The sequence below is a fragment of the Streptomyces sp. NPDC020192 genome (assembly GCF_044388685.1).
Classification (GTDB): Bacteria; Actinomycetota; Actinomycetes; order Streptomycetales; family Streptomycetaceae; genus Streptomyces.
Window position 1 is genome coordinate 180095 of record NZ_JBIRXG010000017.1, and the last position, 20401, is coordinate 200495.

Here is a 20401-nt window from a genome sequence, read left to right on the forward strand (position 1 = left end):
CATCCAGCCGGCGCGAGCCCGGAAAAGGGACCGTCCACTCCGGAGGCGGCCTCACCGCCCGGTCAGCCGGAAACGGCCGACCGGGCGGGAGCCTTGACCCCGGCCACGACGGAGGCGTGCGCCACGGCGGGGACCGCAGCCGCGCTCGCCACCGGGGCGGTCGCCCCGACGGAGGCTCCCGCGGCCACGGTTGTCCCGGCGGTCACGGTGACCGGCACCCCGCCCGCCACCGGCGCGGCGGGTTCCGGCGCCGGCCGTGCCGTCTTCTCCGTACGGCGCGGCGCACCCGCCGGCTGCGTCCGCGCCGGTGCCGACGCGGGCAGCGTGAACCACACGACCTTGCCGTTCTCGCCGTCCGGCCGCGCGCCCCAGCTCTCACTCACCGCGGCCACCATCGCCAGCCCCCGACCGCAGGTGGCCAGCGGGCCGGCGTCCGGCGTGTCGGCCTCGACCGGCACCGGCAGCCGCGGGTCGTTGTCGCGCACCGAGACCGTGAGCCGGTCCGGCAGCAGCTCCAGCTCGACCCGGCACGACTTGTCGGGCCTGGCATGCCGGTGGACGTTGCTCAGCAGCTCCGTCACACCGAGCGCGGCCCGGTCTATCAACGGGTCCATATGCCAGTAGCGCAACTGTGCAGATACGATTCTGCGGACCTGGCCGATCCGCGACGGCAGGGCCTGGAGCTCCACCGTGCAGTGCCTGCTCGGATGACTGATCACGGCTGCGACTCCCCGATGTAGAGGTCCGAAGGGACCGGTAGAACACGGAGAACAACGGATCCAGCAGGGTGCTTGCGTCCAAACGTCCGCCTGCTGTCATGGCCGGCGGGCTGGTTCGCAGCGTTATCGCCGGTAAACCCAGAGTGACGTGAGAACAGCGTGACAGGGCGGATGCGCGCCCGCAACTCGCCGCGACGGAACACTGCTCGGAGTAGTGACGGGCCGGTGCGCGGCCCCGGGTGACCGGCGCGCTCGTCAGCCGCCGCCCGTGTGTTCGCTCAGCCGCCGCGCCCGGCGGCCCTGCGCACCGCCTCGATGAACCGCCGCGCCGCGGGCGGCCCCGGCTCGCCCGGAGCGGGGTCGTGCTCGCCCAGCGTCAGCAGGTACCGCTGGCCGTTGAGGTCGGCCAGCGCGCGGTCGTCCGGTGCGAACCACGGCTTGGACGCCCGCACCGCCTGCACCGGGGCGCTGTCGATCTCGCTGCCGTAGCTGTTGAGCAACTCCAGCCTGCCGTCGTTGATCCGGACCTGCCCGGCCCGCGTGAGTGACCGCAGCCGCTTGCCGATCCGCACGCCCGTGGCCGTGAACTCCGGCTCCGCCATCCTTCGCCGCCCCCTTGCGCGTGTGCTTCCGCGATCCAGTGTGCGCCCCCGATCGGGACGGTCGGTCCCGTCGCGTGCAGTCTGCCCCGATGCGGCCGAGAGCACCAGTACACGCGGTGCGCGTGCGACGACCGCCCGGAGCACTCCCGCCAATGCGCCCCCGGTCGTCTCGCACGCGTGAGCCCCAGGGTGGCTTTGAGTCGCCCAAAGATGCGTTTATGCAGGTGGGAAGCGGTGTGAAAGATGCCTATGCTCGACGTGTCAGCCGCGTCAGGCGCCGCCGACGCCCAGCGTAAGGAGCACGCCGTGAGCACCACCCCGCAGACCCGGACCGGCGCGACCCTCGACGTCGACCGCAGTGACGCCGCCTACCGCGACTGGCTGAAAGAAGCCGTGCGCAAGGTCCAGGCCGACGCCAACCGCTCGGCGGACACGCACCTGCTGCGCTTCCCGCTGCCCGAGCAGTGGGGCATCGACCTCTACCTGAAGGACGAGTCGACCCACCCGACCGGCAGCCTCAAGCACCGCCTCGCCCGCTCCCTCTTCCTCTACGGCCTCTGCAATGGCTGGATCCGCCCCGGCCGCCCGGTGATCGAGGCGTCCAGCGGCTCGACCGCCGTCTCCGAGGCCTACTTCGCCAAGCTGATCGGTGTGCCCTTCATCGCGGTCATGCCGCGCACGACGAGCGCCGAGAAGTGCCGCCTGATCGAGTTCCACGGCGGCCGATGTCACTTCGTGGACGACTCCCGGAAGATGTACGAGGAGTCGGCCCGCCTCGCGGTGGAGACCGGCGGCCACTACATGGACCAGTTCACCTACGCCGAGCGGGCCACCGACTGGCGCGGCAACAACAACATCGCCGAATCCATCTTCCGCCAGCTGCAGTTGGAGCGGTTCCCGGAGCCGGCGTGGATCGTCGCCACGGCGGGCACCGGCGGCACCTCCGCGACCCTCGCCCGCTACGTCCACTACATGCAGTACGACACCCGGATCTGTGTCGCCGACCCGGAGAACTCCTGCTTCTTCGAGGGCTGGACCACCGGCGATCCGGACGTCACCTGCGACTGCGGCTCCCGGATCGAGGGCATCGGCCGGCCGCGCATGGAGCCGAGCTTCGTGCCCGGTGCGATCGACCGGATGATGAAGGTCCCGGACGCGGCCAGCGTCGCCGCCGTACGCGCCCTGGAGCGGGCCATCGGCCGCAAGGCGGGCGGCTCCACGGGCACCGGACTGTGGAGCGCACTGAAGATCGTCTCCGAGATGGTGGCCGAGGGCCGTACCGGCAGCGTCGTCACCCTGCTGTGCGACCCCGGCGACCGCTACCTCGACAAGTACTACTCCGACGCCTGGCTCGCGGAGCAGGGCCTGGACATCACGCCGTACACCGTGGCGATCGAGACCCTGCTGTCGACGGGCGTCTGGCCGGACTGAGCCCGCGGCGGCGGGTCAGCCCAGGCGCCGGTCCAGAGCCGCGACCGCCTGGCGGACGGACCGGCCGACGCCCGGGCGGACGATCCGGCACACCGCGCGGAAGGCGGCCGTACCGTCGAGCGCGAAGGTCATCCGCACCCGCGTCCCGGTACCGGCCGGGGCCAGCCGCCACTCCTCGACCCAGGCGCGGGCGCCCGGTGTGTTCGTCATGTCGACCCGGTACGCGTACACCTCGGGTGCCTTCGCCACCAGCACCGTCTCCTGGAAGCGGATGCCGCCGCGCAGCCGTACCTCACGCCCGTCCTCGGTCGGCCGGGCGGAGGCCACCGCCCGGAACCAGCCGGGCCAGCCGGGCACGTCCTCGGCGAGGGCGTGGAAGACCGCCTCCGGGGCGGCGGCCACGTCCCGCGTGAACACCAGCCGTACCGGCGCGCTCTCGACGAACTCCGGCCCGACCGGGCGCAGACGCTGCGGCATGACGCGAACCCCCTCGTGAAGTCCCGTCCGGAAGCGGGGCGTCGAGGGGGTAAGCGTAGTTGACGGACCGTCAGATGTCCTCGTCCGCTTCGGGCTCGGATTCGGGCTCGCCCGCCACGATCAGCCGCGACAGGTGTTCCGAGATCTCCGTACGCGCCTCGGCCGGCAGCCCCGCGTCGGTGACGAGCGTGTCCACCTGCTCCAGCGCGGCGAACGAACTGAGGCCCACCGTGCCCCACTTGGTGTGGTCGGCGACCACCACGACCCGGCGCGCGGAGTGCACCAGCCGACGGTTGGTCTCGGCCTCCGCGAGGTTCGGCGTGGACAGCCCCGCCTCCACCGATATGCCGTGCACGCCCAGGAAGAGCAGATCGAAGTGGAGGGCGGCGATCGCCCGGTCGGCGACCGGTCCCACCAGCGAGTCCGAGGGGGTGCGGACCCCGCCGGTCAGCACCACCGTGGCCGCGCCCTGCCGCTGGCCCGAGGTGCGCTGCGCCGCGTGGAAGACGTCCGCGACCCGCACCGAGTTCGTCACGACGGTCAGATCGGGCACCTCCAGCAGGTGCTGCGCGAGCGCGTACGTCGTCGTACCGCCGGACAGGGCGATCGCCGTACCCGGCGTGACCAGCCGGGCCGCGGCCCGCGCGATGTCCTCCTTGGCGGTCAGCTCCAGACCCGACTTGGCCTCGAACCCCGGCTCATGAGTGCTGGCCTCGACCACCGGCACCGCGCCGCCGTGCACCTTCTCCAGCATGCCCTGGCGGGCGAGGGAGTCCAGGTCGCGGCGCACGGTCATGTCCGACACGCCGAGTTTGCGGGTCAGCTCGTTGACCCGCACTCCGCCCCGGCGCCGGACCTCGTCCAGGATCAGGGCGCGGCGCTGCTCCGCGAGGAGGTTCTGATTCTCACTCACGTACGCTCCGGTCCTTTCGCCGCCAACGGTCCGACACGCCCGCCGCACCGACCCCGACCAGGAGATTCCGTACGACCGGAGGTGTGCGGGCGTCCCATCTTTTCACGGGTCGGTACCGGTTGCGCCACCCGCCTGTCACGAAGCGCACATGCCACTTGGACCACGGCCGTTTCTCCCCGATGTCACACGGATCGGGGAGATTCCGTGACGAGCGGTGCGCGGCGCCGGTGGAGCGGAGATCCTGAAGCCCGCATCGACACAGGCCTTCGGGCGCGTCACGGGGGTGCGACGACAGTGGACCGCGCGCAGGACCGCCCCATCGGGCGGCAGGACGCACACGACGAGAAGCGGACCGACCGGGCAGGCCATCGCACGGGCAGGGGCACGGCACCGGACTCCGACCGGAGCGGTGGGGGCGTCGGGTCGGAGGCCGAGCTGGAACTGCTGGTGCACGGGGTCGGCGGCACCACGCCCGAGAAGATGCTCGGCGACCCGCGCACGGTCCGCGTCACCGGCGACGACACGGCCGCCGTCTTCCGGCGCGCGGCCGACGCCGGCCCCCGGAAGGAACCGCGCGGCGAACCGGTGCAGGAGGCGTACGTCTGGTGCAACCTGACCTCGGGTGACAGCAGCCGTGCCCTGTGGCTGTTGCTGCTGCCGTTCATGGTGGTCAACCTCGCCCACTGGATGCGCCCCGCCGCGTCCGGCCGTCCCCATGCCGCCCGCCTGTACGGCCTCCTCGTCCGCCTGACCGCCCTCACCCTGACCGTGCTGCTGGTCGCCGCCGCCTGCGAGGTGGCCCTGGACCTGGTGGCCTGGCAGTGCGCGGGCGTCCACGAATGCGCCCGCCGCCACTCCTGGCTGACCTTCTCCGCCGCCGGAGCGTACGGCACCGACGGCGGCTGGTGGAGCCTGCCGGGCCGCCGGCTCGCCCTCGCCGCGCTGGTACCGGCCGCGCTGACCCTTCTGCTCTGGTACCTCTCGCGCCGCACCTGGAGCGCCTACGAGTCGCACCGGCCGATGGACCGTGACCCCGAGCCGGAGACCGACGGCAGCGCGCTGGCCCGGCCCGGCTTCTGGTACGGGCGCCGCCTGGTGGCCCGGCTGCGCGCCGCGCACACCGCGACGGCCCTGCTGACGGTGGCCGCCGCCGTCATGACCCCGGCGGCCCGTTACGACCACCGGCCGGGCGGCCCCGCGGCCCTGAACGCCCTGAGCTGGCTGCTCACCACGGTCCTGCTCGCCTGGACGGCAGCCACGGTGGGCGTGGTGTGCCGCCGCGGCCGCAGCGAGAACCGCCTCGACCAGCGACTCGACCGGCATCTCGTACGCCGGCTGCCGCTCGGCGCGCTGGGCCTGCTGCTGCTCACCGCGCTCTACGCCGGCTGGTCCCGGCCCGGCTGGCACTCGACCGGGCGCCTTCCCGGCGACCCGGCCTTCGGCGCCCTGATGCTGGCCCAGGGGTTACTTGTCATCGCCCTCGCCGTCGTGGCCCGGGACCTGCACCGCCGTAGCCCCGACCGGCGCGCCGGGATGCGCGGCCTCGGCGGTCCGGCCGTCGCGCTGCTCGCGTGCGCGCTGGGCGGCGTGATGTCCGGCGGGGGCGCGCAGCGCGTCGCCGGCTGGCTGGACGGCACCGGGGGCCTGCCCGCCGGGCCGCCCGTGCTGCTGACCTGGCAGGCGTCCACGATCCCACCGGTCCTCGCGGTCCTGCTGCTCCTCGCCGTCCGGCTCGGGCTCGGCGCCGCGCGGCTCGCCCGCACCGAACGCGGCCGGATCCGTCACGAACACCCCGGCGAACCCGAGGACCCCGGCCGCACCCGCGCCATCGCCCATGCCCGGGCCATGGCCACCCTCACCGACCGGGCGCCCCTCGTCGTCGCCGTCCTCACCGCCACCACCTTCGTGCTCGGCGCCGTGGCCCTCGCCGGAGCCATGGCCACCGGCAAGACGCCCGACGGAGCGACCCGCCGCACGCACGACATCCTCCAGGCCGCCGCCGACACCTCACAGGCGCTGGGCTCCTGGCTGGTCGGGTTCGGCTTCCTGCTGTTCGTGACCTGGGGCCGGCGCGCCTACAAGGACGCCTCGGCGCGGCGCACCATCGGCATCCTGTGGGACGTCGGCACGTTCTGGCCGCGCGCCGCCCACCCCTTCGCGCCCCCGTGCTACGCCGAGCGCGCGGTGCCGGACCTGACCTGGCGGATGGCGACCTGGACGCAGCGCACGGGTGGCCGCCTGGTCCTCTCCGGGCACTCGCAGGGCAGCGTCCTGGCCGCGGCCGCCGCCTGGCAGCTGACCCCGTCGGCACGCAAACGGGTCGCCCTGCTGACCTACGGCTCCCCGCTGGAGCGCCTCTACGGCCGCTGGTTCCCGGCCCACTTCGGACCGCCCGCGCTCGCCGCCCTGCACCGCGACGTCGCCTGCTGGCGCAACCTCTACCGCCGCACCGACCCCATCGGTGGCCCCCTCCGCGTCCCCGACGACACCACCCCCGAGGTCGACCACGCCCCCTTGCGCGACCCGCTCGCCTACGGCCGCACCCCCGACCATCCCCTCCCGGCGCCGATCCTCGGCCACTCCGACTACCAGGCGGACCCCGTCTTCACCCGAGAACGCGCCCACCTGCTGAGCCGTCTGCGCCCGGAGGTACCAGGGCAACGCGAGGAGCCGGACGAGGGCGCCGCATAGAGCTCAGGGCAGCTCAGGCAGGTCCTCCGCGTACAGCAGGGTCAGATCGTCGGTGTTCGGGTCCGCGAGCTGGGCGACCCGGCTCGCGTGCCGCTCCACCATCGCCTCGAACGTCTGCCGGGCGGTACGCCCGTTGCCGAACGCCGGGCCCTTCGGGATCGCCGTGAAGTACTTCAGCAGCGCCTCGGACGCGCCCGCCGCCAGCCGGTACTCGTGCTCGTCGGCCTGCTGCTCCACGATCCGCAGCAGCTCGTCGGGGCCGTAGTCGCCGAAGGTGATGGTGCGCGAGAAGCGGGAGGCGACACCGGGGTTGACGGACAGGAAGCGCTCCATCTCGGCCGTGTACCCGGCGACGATCACCACCACCGCGTCCCGGTGGTCCTCCATCAGCTTCACCAGCGTGTCGATGGCCTCCTTGCCGAAGTCCCGCCCGGCGTCCTCCGGGGACAGCGCGTACGCCTCGTCGATGAACAGCACACCGCCGTGCGCCCGTTGGAACGCCTCCTGGGTGCGGATCGCCGTGGAGCCGATGTGCTCGCCGACCAGATCGACCCGGGACACCTCGACCAGGTGCCCCTTGTCCAGCACGCCGAGCGAGGCGAGGATCTCGCCGTACAGCCGGGCCACCGTCGTCTTGCCGGTACCGGGGGAGCCGGTGAAGACCAGGTGCCGTTTGACCGAGGCCGCCTTCAGGCCCGCTCGCTGGCGGCGCCGGCCCACCTCGATCATGTCGGTCAGCGCCCGCACCTCGCGCTTGACGCTGTCCAGGCCCACCAGCGCGTCCAGTTCCCCGAGCACGTCCTTCGACGTCCGCACCGGCTTGTCCGACTCAGTCGCGGCGACCAGCGGCTCCTGCTCGGTGGCGCGCTGCCCGGGGATCGAGCCGAGCAGACCGGGGGAGTGCGACACCGTCTGTACGGCACTCTCGCGCACCGTCGGCGGCCGCGGCCCACCGCTCTCGTCGCTGGTGCAGTCCTCCACCACCGGGCCCGTCCCGGAACCGGCGTCCGGACCGGCGTCCGCGAACTCGTAACCGCCGCGCGCGCAGCGCTCCGTACGGCACTTGCGCAGCGTCGCCCGGCAGCCGTCGATCACATGGAAGCCGTAGCCGCCGCTGCCGCTCACCCGGCAGTTCAGAAAGCTGCCGCGGCCGCCCGCGGAGACGTAGAAACCGGCCTCGGCAGGGGAATCGACCGTGCAGCGCTCGATCGTCGGGTCGGCACCCTTGGTGACGATCACGCCGGTCTGGGTGCCGTCCAGGGTGCAGTTGTTCAGCGTGCCGCCGCTGCCGTGGTCGCGGAACCACGCGCCGGTCGCCGCCTCCCGGATCCGGCAGTCGTCGAGCTGCGCGGTCGCCCCGTCGCTCACCGACACCGCCGTGTTGCGCACCTGGGACAGGTCACTGTCCACGACGTCCGCGCGCGAACCGCGGTCCAGCACGAACAGCGCGTCCGGCACGTCGTGCACCCGGCAGGAATCGAGCACCGCGGTGGCGCCGTCGCTCACCCACACCGCCGGATAGTCACCGGTGCTGTCGAAGATCTCGCACTGGTTGGCGTCCACGCGCGTGCCCGGATCCCACACCGACAGCCCGTTGCGCCCGAACTGACGGACCGTCGTGCGGGTCAGCGTGAGCACCGAGCGCGAGCGCAGGTCGACCGCGTTCTCCGGGATGTCGTGGATGCGACAGTCGGCCAGCGTGAGCACCGCGTCCGTGTCCATCGTGACGCCGTCGGCGGTGGTGCGGTGTACATCGCAGTCGGTCAGATGGGCGGTGGCGCGCTGAGTCACCTGCACACCGGAGCCGCGGACCTCGTAGATCTCGCAACCCACCGCCTCCAGGGCGGAGTTCTCCCCGGTCGCGGTCAGCCCGGTGCCGGAGGCGTGATGCACCCGGCAGCGCTCCAGCCGCGGATGGGCGCCGCCCCGAACGTCCACGCCCGCCTGCCCGGCCGCGACGACCTCGCACTCCTCGAACACCCCGCCACCGCCGTCGAGCACGGCGATGCCGATGCCCGCCGGGTTGTCCACGGTGCAGCGGCGCACGGTCGGGCGGGCGCCGCCGCGCACCTCGATGCCGGCGGCGGACCGGGTGACGATCCTGAGGTCCGTCAGCTCGGGTGTGCCCTCCTCGACCAGCAGCGCCGGTGCCGCCGCGTCCTGGCCCTCCACGTGCAGGTCCTGCACCACGGCCGAGGCCGCCACGGTCAGCGGCACCCCGTCCACCGGCGCGATCCGAACGGAGCCGGGGGAGCCCTCGGGGCCGCGGAGCGTCACCGCCCGCTGGATGACGAGGTTCTCCCGGTAGGTGCCCGGGGCGATGGTGAGGACGTCGCCGTCGGCGGCGGCCTCCAGGGCGGCGGCGAGCGATGCGTACTCGCCCGTGCGGCGCCGCCACCGCGACGTACCGGTGTGCGTCACCTGGACCGTGCCCTGTGCCATGGCGTTGCTGTGCCCCCACCTCGTCGTACTGATGGCTCGCTCCCGCGCGGGACCGTGCCACTGGTGCCGGGACCGCGACCGTGCCCGGCTCTGGGGCCGGTGCGCGTCCGCGCTCCCGAAAACCTGCGCGCCCGTGCGGTTCGCTCATCCGCGGGTTGTCGCCGAAAGCGTCTCGGCCGGTCCACCGTAGCGTGTGCGTGCGTGGTGGGTTGACCAGAGCCGTCAGGCCGTCAGCTGCCGGTGCCCGCCTTGCCCCAGTCCGGTCCCGCCCGGTCCCAGGCCTGGTCCCAGCGGGCGTACCGCCGGCGGACCATGCGCCACACGGTCAGCCGCCGGACGCCCTCGACCAGGCCGGCGATCAGCAGGGCCGCGCCGAACCCGGCCAGCACCGCATGGGTCGTCGCGGTGGGGGAGTCCAGCGGCCGGGTGGTTATTCGGCCGTCGGCGTCCGTCCAGAGTCCGAAGTGGTCGCCCGGGTGCGGGGACTTGAGGTTCGCCAGGGCGGCTCCGTGCTGCCGGGTGCCGTCCGGCGCGGTCCAGTCCGCGAGCACGCGATGGCGGGGCTCGCGCGCCGCGGTGACGTCGGGGTCCGTCTCCGGCGGGGTTTCCCCCAGATCACGTACCACCAGAGCCGTCACGAGATGGTGTGTGTGCTGCTGCTCGCGCACCGTCCGCTGCAGCGAGTCCTGGGCGACGGCGCCGACCAGACAGCCCGTCACGGGCGCGGCCACGCTGATCAGCACCAGCGCCACGAGCGCCACCCAGGCCTCGGCCAGATCGGTCGCCCGGCGCAGAGGATTGCGCCGCCAGCGCCACAGACCCCTGATGGCCCGCATGTCCCCACCCCCTTCCGCTCCGTCATAACTCCCCGGCGCGGGCGTGCGTCCGTGCCCCGGAGCAAGAGAGAGCGACATCACGTACGCCGCGCACGGTCACGCACGCGGCCCCTCACGCAATTCTCATGCACTCTCAACGACCGGGCCTCGGCGCCGGTTCCCGCTCACGGGCGTTCTCGAGCGTCACTCCAGCACCCGGACGGGGTCCCCGACCCTGATCGTGCCGGGCGTGAGGGGCACCAGGTTCTGCCCGAAGATCAGCTTCGAGCCGACCTTGCGGTGCCGTGCCAGGGTGAGCAGCGGCTCGCGGCCGCGTATGCCGGTGTCCTGGTCGGTGGTGGTGACGACACACCGTCCGCTCGCCTTCGCGACGCGGAGGACCACCTCGCCGACCTCGATGCACGACCAGTGGTCCTCGGCCCATGGCTCGGTGCCCGCGACGACGAGATTGGGCCGGAACCGGTTCATCGGCAGCGGGCCCTCGTGGGCGTGAGTGCCCTCCTGGATCAGGGAGTTGAGGGCGTCGAGGGAGGCCGCCGTGGCGAGCAGCAGGGGGTAGCCGTCGGCGAAACTCACCGTCTCGCCGGGCAGGGCGTACACGGGATCGACCGGGCGGCGGACGGCCGGATCGTCCATGTGGACCAGGCGGACGTCCGCGTTCAGATAGGCGCTGCACCAGGCATGCGCGGCCGCCGCGGCCGGGACCGCCTCCACCTTCGTGCCGAAGACACTGATCGGCACGGTCCCGTCCGGCTCGGGCACCGACACCGTCAACGGCGCCCGGCCTGGCGCGGACAGCCGGACTCCGCCGCCGGACAGCAGCTCGGCGGCGGCCGACGCGAGGCGCGGCTGTTCGCGCTGGGTGACGACCTTTCCCCCGTCGTCGATCAGTGTCCAGCGCCGGTCTCCGGCCAGGCCCCAGGGCTCCACCACAGCTTCCCGGGGCGCGAATCCCCGGAACGCCTTGACCGGATGGACGTGGATCGACTGCACTTCGGCGTGTCCCATGACGCCATCGTGCCAGGCGGCACCGACAGCGCGGGGGCGCCGGTCAGTAGCCGCGGTACTGCTGGTTGTTGTACGGGTCCTGGTAGGGAGCCGGCGTGGGCCGCGGCGCGGCCGGGCGCATGGCCTCGTACCCCGTGCCGGACGCCATCGGGCGCTGCGGCTGCGGGGCCTGCGGACCGGGGTAACCCCGCGGGGCGCTCGCCTGCTGCGGGATGTACGCCGTGGGCGCCTGCTGCAGCGGCGCGGGCTGCGGCGTCTGCGGGTAGCCGTAGGCGGGGGCCTGCGGGGAGGGGGCCGCCGGGAGGGCGGGCAGGGCCGACGGCAGAGCGGGCAGGCTGCTGCCCGTGTCGTAGGCCGCGGGAACCCGGATCGGGGCGATCTGCGGGGTGCCCCGCTCGGCGACGAGGGAGTCGTAGATCGGGGTGTCCGCGAAGGAGGCGGAGTAGTAGCCGCCATAAGTGGAGCGGGGGGAGGTCATGGCACATAAGTTAAGCCCACGATGTGCTCGTTGGGGAGACCGATAAGAGGGTTCTTTTCCGTGTCGGCAGTGACCTGGGATCCTTAATCCGAGCGAACTTGGCAAAAAAGGACGACGGTCTACGTTTGGATCGTGTAAAGGCCGACTTTCTGCGGGGTTACCGGCGGTCGGCCGGTGATCTTCCGGCGCAGCTCAGGGGGAGTTCGCCGGACCCGGGAATAGGTTGTGCGGGTAGGGATGGCCCGACCGCCGGGGGTGTGCCCGGGAAGCCGATGCTGATTGGGGCGGACATGTCAATGCCGAAGGGGTCGAACGCGCCGGTGCCGACCGCGGTCCTGCGCGTCGAATTGGGCTGGCGCTCCGGTCCCGGCGTGCCCGACGCCGACGCCTCGGCGCTGCTGCTCGCCGCCGGAAGGGTCCGCTCCGACGGCGACTTCGTCTTCTACAACCAGCCCGCCCACCTCTCCGGCGCGGTACGCCACGAGGGCAAGCGGACGGTCGGCGGGCAGGTCACCGACACCCTTTCCGTCGACCTCGCGCGCGTGGAGGGCGCGATCGAGCGGATCGTCCTCGCCGCCTCCGCCGACGGCGGGACGTTCGGACAGGTCCCCGGCCTCTACATCGAGGTGACCGACGCCGCGACCGGCTCCGTCGTCGTCCGCTTCGACAGCCCCGGCGCCACCTCCGAGACGGCCTTCGTGCTCGGCGAGTTCTACCGCCGCCAGGGCGGCTGGAAGTTCCGCGCCGTCGCCCAGGGCTACAGCAGCGGACTCGAAGGCCTGGCAACGGACTTCGGGATCACCGTGGACCAACCCCAGCACGCCGCACCCACCGCCGCCACGGTCCCGGCACCGCCCCCGGTGGCGACGGCGCCGACGCCCGCGACACCTCCGCCACCGCCTCCCGTGCCGCCGGCCGCCGCCGCGCGGACGCCCCCGGCCCAGCCGGTCCGCCTGTCCAAGATCACCCTCACGAAGGCCGCCCCCTCCGTCTCGCTCGCCAAACAGGGCGGAACCTCCGGCGCCATGCGGGTGAACCTCAACTGGCAGATGCGCAAACAGCTTTCGGGCTGGGGCGGCCGCTGGGGAGGCGGTCAGCGGGACCTCGACCTCGACCTGTGCGCCCTGTACGAACTCACCGACGGCCGCAAAGGCGTCGTCCAGGCCCTCGGCAACGCCTTCGGGTCGCTGCACCGGCCGCCGTACATCCATCTCGACGGCGACGACCGCACCGGAGCCCTCGCCGCCGGTGAGAACCTCACCGTCAACCTCGACCACCGGCAGGATTTCCGGCGCATCCTCGTCTTCGTCACCATCTACGAGGGCGCCAGCTCCTTCGCCGACCTGCACGCCACCGTCACCCTCCAGCCGCAGCACGGCGCCCCGATCGACTTCTCGCTCGACGAGTGCACCGTCGCCTCCACGGTCTGCGCGCTCGCCCTGATCACGAACACCGGCGGCGATCTCCTCGTACAGCGCGAGGCGCGGTACCTGGTGCCGGAGCGCGGGGTGAGCCCGCAGCGGACCGTGGACCGCGCCTACGGCTGGGGCATGAACTGGACGCCCGGCCGCAAGTGACCGCGCTCAGCCCTCGTCGGGCACGGCACCGGGACGCGCGTACGTACGGCCCTTCCACGCGGCCCCGCGCCCCCGGTAGTGCTGCACCGCCGAGTCGACCGTCATCAGCAGGTACAGGAACGCGGTGAACGGCAGCAGCGGGGCGAGCCACAGCGGCTGGCCGTAGTAGCGGAGCATCGGTACGTACGTGCCCGCCATCACCGCCCAGGCCACAGCACCGAGCACCGCCGTCGCCGTACTCCCGCCGGCCGCTCCCGCGACCAGCGCGGCGGGCGGCACCAGGTACACCAGGGCGAGCCCGGCGACCGTGCCGAGGAGCAGCAGCGGGTTGTGCCGCAGCTGGGCGTAGGCACTGCGCGAGACCATCCGCCACAGGTCGTGCAGCCGCGGGTAGGGCCGCACACTGTCCACCCGCTCGGCCAGCCCCAGCCAGACATGACCCCCGGCGCCCTTCACCGCGCGCGCGAGCGCCACGTCGTCGATGACGGCGTGCCGGATGGCGTCCGGGATGCGCGCCCGCTCGGCCATGTCCGCGCGCAGCAGCACACAGCCGCCCGCCGCCGCGGCCGTACGCGATCCCCTGCGGCCGATCCACCGGAACGGATAGAGCTGCGCGAAGAAGTAGACGAACGCCGGCACCACCAGGCGCTCCCACAGGCTCTCCACCCGCAGCCGCGCCATCTGCGACACGACGTCGAAGCCCCCGGCGCCGGCCGCCGCCACCAGCTCGCGCAGACTGTCCGGGGCGTGCGCGATGTCCGCGTCCGTCAGCAGCAGATACTCGGGATCACGCGCGCGTGCCAGGCCGATACCGTGCCGCACCGCCCACAGTTTGCCCGTCCAGCCCGCCGGCGGATCACCGGGCGAACCCACCGTCAGCGGCAGCCCGCCGTGCCGCCGGGACAGCTCACGCGCCAGCTCGCCGGTGCCGTCCGTACTCCCGTCGTCCACCAGGAAGACCTCCGCCCGCCCCGGATAGTCCTGCGCCAGCAGCGACGGCAGACTCGCGGGCAGTACGGCCGCCTCGTCCCGGGCCGGTACGACCACACCCACGGACGGCCACGCGTCCGGATCCCGGCGCGGCGGCAGCCGGACGTCGGTGCGCCAGAAGAAGCCCTGGCACAGCAGCAGCCAGCACCAGACGGCCAGCGAGACGACGGTGATCCACATCAGGGCGCTCACGGCCGCAGTCTGCCCCACCGGAGTGGTCCGTAAGGGCGCATCGTCTATCGTGGCCGGGTGAAGATCGCGCTCATGGACTCCGGAATCGGTCTGCTGGCGGCCACCGCTGCGGTACGGCGCCTGCGGCCCGACGCGGATCTCGTACTCTCGCTGGACCCCGACGGCATGCCCTGGGGGCCGCGTACCCCCGAGGACCTCACCGAGCGTGCCGTGGCCGTCGCCGAGGCCGCGGCGGCCCGCCGGCCCGACGCGCTGATCGTCGGCTGCAACACCGCCAGCGTGCACGCCCTGTCCGCGCTGCGCGCCCGCCTGGAGCCGGACATCCCCGTGATCGGCACGGTCCCGGCCATCAAGCCGGCCGCGGCCGGCGGTGGTCCCCTGGCCATCTGGGCGACCCCCGCGACCACCGGCAGCGCCTACCAGCGCGGTCTCATCGAGGAGTTCGCCGACGGCGTGAAGGTCATCGAGGTCCCCTGCTGGGGTCTCGCCGAGGCCGTCGAGCACGCGGACGAGGCGGCCATCGACGCGGCCGTCGTCGCGGCGGCCGAACTGACACCGGGCGACGTGACGACCGTCGTCCTCGGCTGCACCCACTACGAACTCGTGGCGGAACGTATCCGCGCCGCCCTCCAGCGGTCCGGCGCCGCCCCCCTCGTCCTGCACGGCTCCGCCGGCGCGGTGGCCGCCCAGGCCCTGCGCCGCCTCGGCGCCGAGCCCGCCCCCGGGGCTCCGGCCGAGGGCACCCTGACGGTGCTGCTCAGCGGGCGCGAGGGCGAACTGCCGACCCCCGCGCTGCACTACGCCGAAGGCCGGCTCCTCCCCGCGATCGGACCGCTCGCCGACCGCAGGTGAGCCGCCAGGCGTGCCTTCAGCGCGTCTGAGCCACCCGGTCCAGTCACGCTCCGCCACGCCCTCCCCGCGCAGCGAAACCTGAGTAACCTCATAAACATGAGGGACCACCCCCACGCCGACGACACCACGCATCCCGACGTCTGGACCGGACGCGCCACCAACCGGGTCCAGTGGCTGCTGGCACTGGTCGGCGCGGCCTGCATGGCCCTGGGTATCGAGCTGGCCGTGGACTCGGCATGGACCTCCGGTGTCGCCCCGCTGGCGATGTCCGTCGTGGGCTGCATCGCGGCCGGTCTGCTGGTGCTGTTCGGCACGCTCGCCTTCGTGCACGTCGACCTCAGACTCGACAAGGAGTGCCTCGAGGTGCGCTGCGGCCACATAGGGCTGCCGCGCCGCCGCATCCCGCTCTCCCATGTGGCGGGCGCCGACTTCACCGCCCTGGTCACGCCCCGGCACTGGGGCGGCTGGGGCTACCGGTGGCGGCCCGAGAAGGGCACCGCGGTCGTCGTACGCCGGGGGGAGGGCATCGTGCTGCGTCTGTGGGACGGCCACACCTTCACGATCACCGTCGACAACGCGGAGTCGGCGGTACGGGCCATCCGGGCCCGGCTGCGCACCATCACACCGGGCCCGGCCGCCTGAGGCCCCGCACCGGCGGACGGCACGGTGACATCGCTCGCACCGGGCACGGGCGCGCGGCGCACGATTCCGCTGAGACCGGGCACGTGCGTGTGGCAGTCGGCACCGTTCGGGCCGGGCACGCGCGCGTGACGTGCGGCACCCCTCGGGCCGTGCAGCCGCGCGTGAACGCGCTCAGAGCCGGGACTCGGCTCCGTCGCGCGCCCAGGGCCGTGCCGTGGCCCACCCGGCCATCAGCCCGGCGCCCGCCGTCACCGACGTGAAACTCAGCGCGTTGCCCACCGAGGCGAGCGCGGCCAGCGCCGTCACGGCGGCGCCCGCGGTGAGGGCGACCGGCGTCGAGCGGGGCGTACGCCACAGCGCGTACAGCACCCAGCAGAACGCGGCTCCGAGCAGCACCACCCCGACCAGGCCCTGCTCCGCCGCCAGTTGCAGCGGCGCCGAGTGCGGCTTGCCGTCGGAGGGCACCGTCCGCGACGCCGTCGCGCTCAGCTCGCCGAACCGGTCCGGGCCGACCCCGAGGCCCCTGCTCCGGCCCGCCATCCGCAGGGCGTCCCGCCACAGCCCCACCCGGTGCGCGGTCAGCCGGCCTTCGAGCACGCCCGTGAGGCCGCCGGGCAGCACATCCGCGGCGAGCGCCCACGCCGTCCCCGCCACCAGCGCCGCCGCCACGGCCAGCCCCAGCAGCGCCAGGCCCCGGGGGGTCACCGAGCCCGCGGCCAGCGAACACATCAGTACGGCCGCACTCGCCACGCACCCGGCCGCCGAGCCCAGGAGGGCCCCGGTCAGCACGATTCCGGCGGCCAGAGTCCACAGCCCGAGCCGCAGCGCCGGTACGGGCGCGGCCCAGGCGGCGCAGCACGTGGCACCGGTGGCCAGCGCCAGCAGAGCGGCCGTGCCACCGGCGTGTCCGAGCGGGGTGGCGTACCAGATGCCTGGGGAGAGATCGGGCTGCACCACGATCACCGCGAGCGCGGTCAGTGCGCCGGCGCAGGGCGCGGCCACCGGCAGCAGCGCCCCGGAGACCCGGCCGACCGCATGACCAGCCGTCACGGCGAGCACCGCGAGCAGCACGCCCTCGGGCCGCCCGTCATGGGCCGCCGCGGTGAGCAGCGCCCATCCCGCGCAGGCGCCCAGCAGCATCATGCCCGCGCCGTCAGAAACGTTTCCCCTGACGTCGGCCGCACCCGCACCGGCCGCAGGCCTCATCTCGGTCGAGCCCACCCGCCGCCCCTTGTCCCCGCACGCCCCTGTCAGCCCACGGCAGGGCACGGCCCCGAGTCCGGCCGCACTGCCGAGGCTGGGCACACCGTAGCGGCTGATGACCGGGTTGGGCACGAGATGCGGCGGATCGTCGTGATGAGAAGCGTGCGGGGGAGCGTGATGAAAGGGGGAGGACCGCGGTGGGCCGGAGCCGGTGCCGGCCGTCGTACCGCGCTGTCCGTGGCCAGGTCAGCCGCCGTACACTCACCCGGGTGACCGTCACCGCAACTTCCGTGGACCAGCCGGATCAGCTCCAGCCGTCCCCCGCGCCCAGCGCCTTTCCCGGCCGGCTGCTGCGCCTGGTCCCGGCCGCCGCCTCCGCGCTGAGCGGAGTGCTGCTCTACGTCAGCTTCCCGCCCCGCACCCTGTGGTGGCTGGCGCTGCCCGCGTTCGCCGGCTTCGGCTGGGTGCTGCGCGGGCGGAGCTGGAAGGCGGCCCTCGGCCTCGGCTACCTCTTCGGCCTGGGCTTCCTGCTGCCGCTGCTGGTGTGGACCGGCGTGGAGGTCGGTCCCGGTCCGTGGCTGGCACTCGTCGCCATCGAGGCCGTCTTCATCGCCCTGGTCGGCGTCGGCATCGCCGCCGTGTCCAAGCTGCCCGCCTGGCCGGTGTGGGCCGCGGCCGTCTGGATCGCCGGTGAGGCGGCACGCGCGCGTGCGCCCTTTCGGGGTTTCCCCTGGGGCAAGATCGCGTTCGGCCAGGCGGATGGCGTCTTCCTGCCGCTCGCCGCGGTGGGCGGCACCCCCGTGCTGGGCTTCGCGGTGGTCCTGTGCGGCTTCGGACTGTACGAGGCCGGGCGGCTGATCGCCGAGCAGCGCCGGAACCGGGCCGTACGGCGCGGAGCCGCGGCCGCCGCGCTGCTGAGCCTGGCCGTTCCGGTCGTGGGCGCGGTCGCCGCCCGGCCGCTCGTGAGCGACAAGGCCGAGAACGGCACCCGCACCGTCGCGCTCATCCAGGGCAACGTGCCCCGCTCCGGGCTGGAGTTCAGCGCCCAGCGGCGGGCCGTGCTCGACTACCACGTGCGCGAGACGCTCAAGCTCGCCGCCGACATCAAGGCGGGCAGGACCGCCAAGCCCGACTATGTGCTGTGGCCGGAGAACTCCTCCGACATCGACCCCTTCACCAACCCCGACGCGGCCGCCGTCATCGAGGGCGCCGCCAAGGCGGTCGGCGTGCCCATCTCGGTCGGCGGCGTCGTGGAGCGCGACGGAAAGCTGCTCAACGAGCAGATCCTGTGGGACCCCGCGAAGGGGCCGACGCAGACCTACGACAAGCGGCAGATCCAGCCGTTCGGCGAGTACCTCCCGCTGCGCGGGCTGGTCGGCGCGATCAACACGAACTGGACCGGCATGGTCCGCCAGGACTTCAGCCGGGGCAGCAAGCCCGGCGTGTTCGACATCGACGGCGCCGAGGTGGGCCTCGCCACCTGCTACGAGGCCGCCTTCGACTGGGCCGTACGGGACACGGTCACCCATGGCGCCGAGATGATCTCCGTGCCGAGCAACAACGCCACCTTCGACCGCAGCGAGATGACCTACCAGCAGCTCGCCATGTCCCGGATCCGCGCCGTCGAGCACAGCCGCACCGTCACCGTGCCGGTGACCAGCGGGGTCAGCGCGGTCATCATGCCGGACGGGAGGATCACGCAGAAGACCGGCATGTTCGTGCCCGCCTACCTCGTGCAGAAGGTGCCGCTGCGCACCTCCAAGACCCCCGCGACCGAGCTGGGCATCCTCCCGGAGATCGCCCTGGTGCTGGTCGCCGCGGGCGGCATCGGCTGGGCGATCGGGTCCGGGCTGCGCGGCCGGCGCACCGGTGGCGCATAGCCGCACGACCGGGGTACGGCACCTGAACCGGCAGGAGAGCGTGGGCCCGGCCCGTTAGGGTCGGGGCCATGGCTACTCCTGACTTCATCCGCACGCTGCGGGCCTCCGCCGGACAGCAGCTGCTCTGGCTCCCCGGGATCACCGCGATCGTCTTCGACGACGACGGCAGAGTGCTGCTGGGCCGACGGGCCGACAACCACAAGTGGTCGGTGATCGGCGGCATCCCGGAGCCGGGTGAGCAGCCCGCGGCCTGCGCCGTGCGGGAGGTCTTCGAGGAGACGGCGGTGCGCTGCGAAGCCGAGCGGGTCGTCCTGGTGCAGGCCCTGGAGCCGGTCACCTACCCCAACGGCGACACCTGCCAGTACATGGACATCACCATCCGCTGCCGGGCCGTGGGCGGCGAGGCCCGGGTCAACGACGACGAGTCGCTGGAGGTGGGCTGGTTCGACGTCGACGCGCTGCCCGAGCTGCACGAGTTCGGTCTGTTCCGGATCAAGCAGGCCATGTCGGATGCACCCACATGGTTTGACCCTACGACTGTCGACTGAAGTATGGGTGACCGCCACATGTGGTGAGAGAGGGGCTCCGCTTAGGGTCGGCACATGACCGCGTCCAGCTCCCCGCCCGGCCCGCGCCCCCAGACCCTCGCCCTCGACCTCGGCGGCCGCACCGCCCTCGTCACCGGTGCCGCCAGCGGCATCGGCCGTGCCTGCGCGCTGCGGCTCGCCGCCGCCGGGGCCGAGGTACGGGCCGTCGACCGCGACGCGGCCGGCCTGGCCGAACTGGCCGCGCAGGCGGAGCGGGCCACCGGCCTCCCCGGGACCGTCGTACCGCATGTCGTGGACCTCACCGACCTCGACGCCGCCGAGCAGGCCGCCGTCGGCACCGATGTGCTGGTCAACAACGCGGGCCTGCAACTGGTGCGGCCCATCGAGGAGTTCCCGCCCGAGGTCTTCCACACGGTGCTGACCGTGATGCTGGAGGCGCCCTTCCGGCTCATTCGCGGCGCCCTGCCGCACATGTACGCGCAGGGCTGGGGCCGGATCGTCAATGTGTCCTCCGTCCATGGTCTGCGCGCCTCGGCTTTCAAGTCGGCCTATGTGGCCGCCAAACACGGTCTCGAGGGACTGTCCAAGACGGCCGCCCTGGAGGGCGCCGCCCATGGGGTGACCTCGAACTGTGTGAACCCGGCCTATGTGCGCACGCCCCTGGTCGAGAAGCAGATCGCCGACCAGGCGCGGGCCCACGACATCCCCGAGGAGCGTGTGCTGTCCGAGGTCCTGCTCAAGGACAGCGCCGTGCGGCGGCTCATCGAACCGGAGGAGGTCGCAGAGGCCGTCGCCTACCTGTGCAGCCCTCAGGCGTCCTTCGTCACCGGCACCTCGCTCGTCCTCGACGGCGGGTGGACGGCCCACTGAACCGCTCGGCGGCGGCCGGCCCGGGAGTTGTCCACAGGCCCGGCGGGCCG

At 73.3% G+C, this 20401-nt stretch carries 18 protein-coding genes; 8 read left to right on the plus strand and 10 right to left on the minus strand.

From position 1 onward, the window contains the following. Positions 1 to 62: 62 nt before the first annotated feature. Positions 63 to 719 (minus strand): ATP-binding protein, encoded by a 657-nt coding sequence (locus ACH47Z_RS30040; RefSeq protein ID WP_399079134.1) that lies wholly within the window; start codon positions 717 to 719, stop codon positions 63 to 65. Positions 720 to 997: 278 nt separating this feature from the next. Next, positions 998 to 1321, minus strand: a complete 324-nt coding sequence (locus ACH47Z_RS30045; protein ID WP_399079136.1) for a hypothetical protein — start codon at positions 1319 to 1321, stop codon at positions 998 to 1000. 306 nt (positions 1322 to 1627) lie between these two features. On the opposite strand from ACH47Z_RS30045, the gene ACH47Z_RS30050 reads away from it, so the two are divergent. Beyond that, positions 1628 to 2752, plus strand: a complete 1125-nt coding sequence (locus ACH47Z_RS30050; RefSeq protein WP_399079139.1) for a PLP-dependent cysteine synthase family protein — start codon at positions 1628 to 1630, stop codon at positions 2750 to 2752. A gap of 15 nt (positions 2753 to 2767) precedes the next feature. Here ACH47Z_RS30050 and ACH47Z_RS30055 read toward each other — a convergent pair whose 3' ends face one another. Together ACH47Z_RS30055 and ACH47Z_RS30060 are read right to left on the minus strand one after the other, a co-directional pair. Then, complete coding sequence (locus ACH47Z_RS30055) at positions 2768 to 3229, minus strand: SRPBCC family protein (RefSeq protein WP_399079141.1); 462 nt, start codon at positions 3227 to 3229, stop codon at positions 2768 to 2770. A 70-nt stretch (positions 3230 to 3299) separates the two neighbouring features. After that, positions 3300 to 4142, minus strand: coding sequence for a DeoR/GlpR family DNA-binding transcription regulator (locus tag ACH47Z_RS30060; RefSeq protein WP_399079143.1), 843 nt, complete (start codon positions 4140 to 4142; stop codon positions 3300 to 3302). 294 nt (positions 4143 to 4436) lie between these two features. Between ACH47Z_RS30060 and ACH47Z_RS30065 the strand changes: the two genes are divergently transcribed. Next, positions 4437 to 6833, plus strand: a complete 2397-nt coding sequence (locus tag ACH47Z_RS30065) for a hypothetical protein (RefSeq protein WP_399079145.1) — start codon at positions 4437 to 4439, stop codon at positions 6831 to 6833. A gap of 3 nt (positions 6834 to 6836) precedes the next feature. Here the strand turns inward: ACH47Z_RS30065 and ACH47Z_RS30070 are convergent, their stop codons facing one another. The 4 genes from ACH47Z_RS30070 to ACH47Z_RS30085 form a co-directional block, all read right to left on the minus strand. Then, complete coding sequence (locus tag ACH47Z_RS30070) at positions 6837 to 9275, minus strand: right-handed parallel beta-helix repeat-containing protein (protein ID WP_399079147.1); 2439 nt, start codon at positions 9273 to 9275, stop codon at positions 6837 to 6839. 230 nt (positions 9276 to 9505) lie between these two features. After that, entirely contained in the window at positions 9506 to 10111 is a 606-nt protein-coding gene (locus tag ACH47Z_RS30075) for a hypothetical protein (RefSeq protein ID WP_399079149.1), read from the minus strand. A gap of 183 nt (positions 10112 to 10294) precedes the next feature. After that, on the minus strand, positions 10295 to 11119 hold the full coding sequence (locus tag ACH47Z_RS30080; RefSeq protein ID WP_399079151.1) for an MOSC domain-containing protein: 825 nt from the start codon (positions 11117 to 11119) through the stop codon (positions 10295 to 10297). 43 nt (positions 11120 to 11162) lie between these two features. Then, positions 11163 to 11597 carry a DUF6643 family protein gene (locus ACH47Z_RS30085; protein ID WP_399079153.1) on the minus strand — a complete coding sequence of 145 codons (435 nt, stop codon included), beginning with the start codon at positions 11595 to 11597 and terminating at the stop codon, positions 11163 to 11165. 290 nt (positions 11598 to 11887) lie between these two features. Between ACH47Z_RS30085 and ACH47Z_RS30090 the strand changes: the two genes are divergently transcribed. Then, positions 11888 to 13174 (plus strand): TerD family protein, encoded by a 1287-nt coding sequence (locus ACH47Z_RS30090; RefSeq protein WP_399079155.1) that lies wholly within the window; start codon positions 11888 to 11890, stop codon positions 13172 to 13174. 6 nt (positions 13175 to 13180) lie between these two features. Here ACH47Z_RS30090 and ACH47Z_RS30095 read toward each other — a convergent pair whose 3' ends face one another. Then, positions 13181 to 14344 carry a glycosyltransferase gene (locus ACH47Z_RS30095; RefSeq protein ID WP_399079234.1) on the minus strand — a complete coding sequence of 388 codons (1164 nt, stop codon included), beginning with the start codon at positions 14342 to 14344 and terminating at the stop codon, positions 13181 to 13183. Positions 14345 to 14413: 69 nt separating this feature from the next. Here ACH47Z_RS30095 and ACH47Z_RS30100 point away from each other — a divergent pair, with 69 nt between their 5' ends. Next, positions 14414 to 15208 carry a glutamate racemase gene (locus ACH47Z_RS30100; protein WP_399079157.1) on the plus strand — a complete coding sequence of 265 codons (795 nt, stop codon included), beginning with the start codon at positions 14414 to 14416 and terminating at the stop codon, positions 15206 to 15208. 96 nt (positions 15209 to 15304) lie between these two features. Continuing rightward, positions 15305 to 15850, plus strand: a complete 546-nt coding sequence (locus tag ACH47Z_RS30105; protein ID WP_399079160.1) for a hypothetical protein — start codon at positions 15305 to 15307, stop codon at positions 15848 to 15850. 171 nt (positions 15851 to 16021) lie between these two features. Here ACH47Z_RS30105 and ACH47Z_RS30110 read toward each other — a convergent pair whose 3' ends face one another. Next, entirely contained in the window at positions 16022 to 16993 is a 972-nt protein-coding gene (locus tag ACH47Z_RS30110; RefSeq protein WP_399079162.1) for an O-antigen ligase family protein, read from the minus strand. A gap of 329 nt (positions 16994 to 17322) precedes the next feature. Here ACH47Z_RS30110 and lnt point away from each other — a divergent pair, with 329 nt between their 5' ends. From lnt to ACH47Z_RS30125, 3 genes are all read left to right on the plus strand, one after another. Continuing rightward, positions 17323 to 18933: an apolipoprotein N-acyltransferase gene (gene lnt, locus ACH47Z_RS30115; protein WP_399079165.1), complete on the plus strand. Its 1611-nt coding sequence runs from the start codon at positions 17323 to 17325 to the stop codon at positions 18931 to 18933. A 68-nt stretch (positions 18934 to 19001) separates the two neighbouring features. Next, on the plus strand, positions 19002 to 19481 hold the full coding sequence (locus tag ACH47Z_RS30120; RefSeq protein ID WP_399079168.1) for an NUDIX hydrolase: 480 nt from the start codon (positions 19002 to 19004) through the stop codon (positions 19479 to 19481). 54 nt (positions 19482 to 19535) lie between these two features. Beyond that, positions 19536 to 20351: a 3-hydroxybutyrate dehydrogenase gene (locus ACH47Z_RS30125; RefSeq protein ID WP_399079171.1), complete on the plus strand. Its 816-nt coding sequence runs from the start codon at positions 19536 to 19538 to the stop codon at positions 20349 to 20351. The last annotated feature ends 50 nt before the right edge of the window (positions 20352 to 20401 follow it).